The organism is Sphingomonas bacterium, assembly GCF_903644135.1.
In the GTDB taxonomy this organism is placed as follows: domain Bacteria; phylum Pseudomonadota; class Alphaproteobacteria; order Sphingomonadales; family Sphingomonadaceae; genus Sphingomonas.
The window spans coordinates 1-5,364 of sequence record NZ_CAHJXA010000194.1; the positions used below are offsets into that span (position 1 = coordinate 1).

5 protein-coding genes are annotated in these 5,364 nt (G+C 67.7%); all 5 read left to right on the forward strand.

The features are described from left to right. A partial coding sequence (infB, locus tag HUU96_RS10615; RefSeq protein WP_174292774.1) for a translation initiation factor IF-2 occupies window positions 1-1,931 on the forward strand: 1,931 nt, incomplete at its 5' end. A gap of 100 nt (window positions 1,932-2,031) precedes the next feature. After that, on the forward strand, window positions 2,032-2,418 hold the full coding sequence (gene rbfA, locus HUU96_RS10620; RefSeq protein WP_174292775.1) for a 30S ribosome-binding factor RbfA: 387 nt from the start codon (window positions 2,032-2,034) through the stop codon (window positions 2,416-2,418). Then, the gene (gene truB / locus HUU96_RS10625; RefSeq protein ID WP_174292776.1) at window positions 2,415-3,326 is read left to right on the forward strand and encodes a tRNA pseudouridine(55) synthase TruB; all 912 of its coding nucleotides are present in this window, start codon (window positions 2,415-2,417) and stop codon (window positions 3,324-3,326) included. The genes rbfA and truB overlap by 4 nt, the downstream gene beginning before the upstream one ends. A 21-nt stretch (window positions 3,327-3,347) precedes the next feature. Next, complete coding sequence (gene rpsO / locus HUU96_RS10630; RefSeq protein WP_174292777.1) at window positions 3,348-3,617, forward strand: 30S ribosomal protein S15; 270 nt, start codon at window positions 3,348-3,350, stop codon at window positions 3,615-3,617. 167 nt (window positions 3,618-3,784) lie between these two features. Beyond that, window positions 3,785-5,364, forward strand: a 1,580-nt coding sequence (pnp, locus tag HUU96_RS10635) for a polyribonucleotide nucleotidyltransferase (RefSeq protein ID WP_174292778.1), incomplete at its 3' end; no start/stop codon positions are given.

Here is a 5,364-nt window from a genome sequence, read left to right on the forward strand (position 1 = left end):
CGCCCGGCCGTGCCGCCCCCCGCGACCGCAAGGGCGACGAGCGGCGCGGCGGCAAACTGACCGTCACCCGCGCGCTCAACGACGACGGTGCCCGCTCGCGCAGCCTCGCCGCGCTGAAGCGCGCCCGCGAGAAGGAGAAGCGCAGCTTCGGCCCGCGCGACGCTCAGCCCAAGCAGGTCCGCGACGTCCAGGTGCCCGAGGCGATCACCGTCCAGGAGCTCGCCAACCGCATGGCCGAGAAGGGCGCGGACCTGGTCAAGACGCTGTTCAAGATGGGCTCGCCCGTCACCATGACCCAGACCATCGACCAGGACACGGCCGAGCTGCTGGTCACCGAGTTTGGCCACAACATCGTCCGCGTGTCGGACAGCGACATCGACCTGTCGTCCGACGTCACCGACGATGCCGACGACACGATGGTCGCGCGGCCGCCGGTGGTGACGATCATGGGCCATGTCGACCATGGTAAGACCAGCCTGCTCGACGCGCTGCGCGGCACCGACGTGGTGCGCGGCGAGGCTGGCGGCATCACCCAGCATATCGGCGCCTATCAGGTGCAGCTCAAGGACAAGTCGCGGATCACCTTCCTCGACACGCCCGGCCATGAGGCCTTTACTCAGATGCGCGCGCGCGGCGCAGACGTCACCGACATCGTCGTGCTGGTGGTCGCCGCCGACGACGGCCTGATGCCGCAGACGGTGGAGGCGATCGCCCACACCAAGGCGTCGGGCAAGCCGATGATCGTCGCGATCAACAAGATCGACAAGCACGAGGCCAATGCCCAGAAGGTGCGCGAGCGGCTGCTGAGCGAAGAGGTCGTCGTCGAGGAGATGGGCGGCGACACTCAGGACGTCGAGGTGTCGGCGCTCAAGAAGACCGGGCTCGACGAACTGATCGAGAAGATCCAGCTACAGGCCGAGCTGCTCGAACTGCGCGCCAACCCCGATCGCCCCGCCGAGGGCACGGTGATCGAGGCCAAGCTCGACAAGGGCCGCGGCCCGGTGGCGACGGTGCTGGTCAATCGCGGCACGCTCAAGGTCGGCGACGTGTTCGTCATCGGTGCCGAGAGCGGCAAGGTGCGCGCGCTGCTCGACGACAAGGGCCGCCAGGTCAAGGAAGCGGGGCCGGCGATGCCGGTCGAGGTGCTCGGCCTGTCGGGCGTGCCGTCGGCGGGCGATCCGCTCCAGGTCGTCGAGAACGAGGCACGCGCGCGCGAGGTCGCGGCCTATCGCCAGTCGGTGCTGACCCAGAAGCGCACCACCAGCGCGCCGGCCAGCCTGGAGTCGATGTTCTCGACGCTGCGCGAGAAGCAGGCGATCGAGTATCCGCTGGTCGTCAAGGCCGATACGCAGGGCACGGTCGAGGCGATCGCGGGGGCGATCAACAAGATCTCCACCGACCTGATCAAGGCGCGCATCCTCCATTCGGGCGTCGGCGGCATTACCGAGAGCGACGTGACGCTGGCCGGTGCCAGCGGCGCGCCGATCATCGGCTTCAACGTCCGCGCCAATGCCAAGGCGCGCGAGATCGCCGAGCGGCAGAAGGTGGCGCTGAAATATTACGACGTCATCTACGACCTGATCGACGAGGTGCGCGCCGGCATGGCGGGCGAGCTCGGCCCCGAGGCGTTCGAGACCGTCGTCGGCCGCGCCGAGATCCGCGAGGTCTTCTCGGCGGGCAAGACCGGCCGCGCCGCCGGCCTGCTCGTCACCGAGGGCATCATCCGCAAGGCGCTCAAGGCGCGCATCACCCGCGCCGACGTCATCATCTACCAGGGCGAGATCGCCTCGCTGCGGCGGTTCAAGGACGATGTGCCGGAGGTCCGCGCCGGGCTGGAGTGCGGCGTGACGTTCACGCAGAACTTCACCGACATCAAGGCGGGCGATTACCTGGAGACCTTCGAGGTCGAGATGCGCGAGCGGACGTTGTAACCACCGTCACCCCGGCCTCGTGCCGGGGTCCAGGGCCAGGGACGCCGCGTGTGCGGCTCTGGATCCCGGCACAAGGCCGGGATGACGCGGCGATGATGGCATGGCTCACGAACAACCCGACAAGTCCGTCCGCACGCTGCGCGTCGGCGAACAGGTGCGCCACATCCTGTCGGAGATCCTCCAGCGCGGCGATGTGCATGACGAGACGCTCGCCAAGCATCTCATCTCGATCACCGAGGTGCGCATGTCGCCCGACCTGCGCCACGCCACCGCCTTTGTGAAGCCGCTGCTCGGCCGCGACGAGGAGGCGGTGTTGAAGGCGCTGAGGACCAACACCGCCTATCTGCAGCGTGAGGTCGCGGCGCGCACCAAGATGAAATATGCCGCCAAGCTCAAGTTCCTTGCCGACGAGAGCTTCGACGAGGGCAGCCATATCGACGCGCTGCTGCGCGACCCCAAGGTGGCTCGCGATCTGGCGGACGAATGACGAAGCCGTCAGCGATGGCGCTGCATGGCTGGATCATCCTCGACAAGCCGGTCGGGCTCGGCTCGACCCAGGCGGTGGGCGCGGTCAAGCGGGCGCTGCGCGACGGCGGCTATGGCAAGGCCAAGGTCGGGCATGGCGGCACCCTCGACCCACTAGCCTCCGGCGTGCTGCCGATCGCGATCGGCGAGGCGACCAAGCTGGCCGGGCGGATGCTCGACAGCGACAAGGCGTATGATTTCACGATCCGTTTTGGCGAGCAGACCGACACGCTCGACGCCGAGGGGCAGGTGATCGCGACCAGCCATGTCCGCCCGACTGCCGCGGCGATCGAGGCGGTGCTGCCACGCTTCACCGGCCCGATCGCACAGACGCCGCCGGCTTATTCGGCGCTGAAGATCGATGGCGCGCGGGCGTATGACCTGGCGCGGGCGGGGGAGGAGGTGGTGCTCGCGAGCCGGGATGTCATCATCCACTCTCTCCTCCGTCACCGGGATGGCGGCGTGGTGGATCAGGTCACCCTGACCGCGCACGTCTCGAAGGGCACCTACATCCGCAGCCTCGCGCGCGACATCGCGCTGGCGCTCGGCAGCGTCGGCCACGTCACCATGCTTCGCCGCCTCCGCGCCGGGCCGTTCGGCCTTGCGGAGGCGATATCGCTGGACAAACTGGCCGGGGCCGCTAAGGCGCGCGAGCTTGAAGACATACTCCTGCCGCTGAGGGCGGGGCTGGACGACATCCCGGCTTTCTCCCTCACTCCCGACCAGGCAGGGGCGCTCCGCCAGGGGCGCGTGCTGGCCGGGATCGACGCCGCCGATGGCGCGACCTTTGCGATGTATGGCGACGTGCCGGTGGCATTGATCGACGTTCACCGCGGCGAGGCGCGGGTCGTTCGCGGATTCAACCTGTAACCCGATGTCGAAGGACGAAGCATGACCATTACCGCCGAGCGCAAGGGCGAACTCATCAAGGAACATGGCCGTGTCGAGGGCGACACCGGCAGCCCTGAGGTGCAGGTTGCGATCCTGACCGAGCGCATCCGCAACCTGACCGAGCATTTTAAGGGCCACGCCAAGGACAATCATTCGCGGCGCGGCCTGCTGATGATGGTCAACAAGCGCCGCACCCTGCTCGACTATCTGCGCAAGACCGAGGGTCAGCGCTATCTCGAGATCATCGCGAAGCTCGGGCTTCGCAAATAATCTGATGGAATGATCAGGGGCGCCTTCGGGCGCCCCTGCCGCATCGGCCAGCCTGCAATCCGGCAGCGCTGGCATCGGAGCGACACTTCGCTCCACACCGAAGCGGGCCGGTTAGCCCGCGCTTAGAGGCCCCCTGCGCATCGGGCGCAGGGAGTGAAGGAAATCCAATGTTCGATACCAAGAAGGTCAGCATCCAGTGGGGCAGCCAGACGCTGACGCTGGAGACCGGGCGCGTCGCCCGCCAGGCCGATGGCGCGGTGCTCGCGACGCTCGGCGAGACCGTCGTGCTGTGCGCGGTCACCGCCGCCAAGTCGGTCAAGGAGGGGCAGGACTTCTTCCCGCTCACCGTCCACTATCAGGAGAAGTTCTCCTCCTCCGGCCGCATCCCAGGCGGCTTCTTCAAGCGCGAGCGCGGTGCCACCGAGCGCGAGACGCTGGTCAGCCGGTTGATTGATCGCCCGCTGCGGCCGCTGTTCCCCGAGGGCTTCTACAACGAGATCAACTGTATCGCGCAGGTGATGAGCTATGACGGCGAGAACGAGCCGGACCTCTTGGCGATGATCGCGGCGTCGGCGGCGATGACGCTGTCGGGCGTGCCGTTCATGGGCCCGATCGGCGCGGCGCGCGTCGGCTACAAGGACGGCGAGTATCAGCTCAACCCGTCGGACGTCGACGTCAAGGAAGGCGAGCTCGACCTGATGGTCGCCGCCACGCACGACGCGGTGATGATGGTCGAGTCGGAGGCCAAGGAGCTGTCCGAGGACGTGATGCTCGGCGCGGTGATGTTCGCGCACAAGGCGTCGCAGCAGGTGATCGAGGCGATCATCAAGCTCGCCGAGCAGGCCGCCAAGGAGCCGTGGGAGCTCAAGGCCGGTGCCGACCTGTCGGGCCACAAGGCGAAGCTCAAGGAGCTGATCGGCGCCGACATGGCCGCCGCCTACAAGCTGACCGACAAGCAGGCGCGCCAGACCGCGATCGGCGCCGCCCGCACCAAGGCGCGCGAGGCGTTTGAGGATCTCAAGCACGCCAACCCCGCCGAGTATCTCGGGACGCTGAAGCTGGTGAAGAAGGTCGAGGCGGAGATCGTCCGCGGCCAGATCCTGAACGAGGGCGTCCGCATCGACGGCCGCGACACCAAGACGGTGCGGCCGATCGACGCCACGGTGCACTTCCTGCCGCGCGCGCACGGCTCGGCGCTGTTCACCCGCGGCGAGACGCAGACCATCGCGACGACGACGCTCGGCACCCGCGACGCCGAGCAGATGATCGATGGGCTGAACGGGCTGAACTACCAGCACTTCATGCTGCACTATAACTTCCCGCCCTATTCGGTCGGCGAGGTCGGCCGCTTCGGCGCGCCGAGCCGCCGCGACATTGGCCACGGCAAGCTCGCCTGGCGGGCGCTGCACGCGGTGCTGCCGACCAAGGAGGAGTTCCCTTACACGATTCGCGTCACCTCGGACATCACGGAGAGCAACGGCTCGTCGTCGATGGCGACGGTGTGCGGCGGCTCGCTCAGCCTGATGGACGCGGGCGTGCCGATCAAGCGGCCGGTGTCGGGCATCGCGATGGGGCTGATCCTGGAGGGCGACAAGTTCGCCGTCCTGTCGGACATCCTCGGCGACGAGGATCACCTCGGCGACATGGACTTCAAGGTGGCGGGTACGTCGGAGGGCATCACGTCCTTGCAGATGGACATCAAGATCGCCGGCATCACCGAGGAGATCATGCGCGTCGCGCTGGCGCA

Coding starts and splice junctions, on each gene's coding strand:
- rbfA (WP_174292775.1), top strand. CDS start 2,032: ATGGCTCACGAACAACCCGACAAGTCCGTCCGCACGCTGCGCGTCGGC.
- truB (WP_174292776.1), top strand. CDS start 2,415: ATGACGAAGCCGTCAGCGATGGCGCTGCATGGCTGGATCATCCTCGAC.
- rpsO (WP_174292777.1), top strand. CDS start 3,348: ATGACCATTACCGCCGAGCGCAAGGGCGAACTCATCAAGGAACATGGC.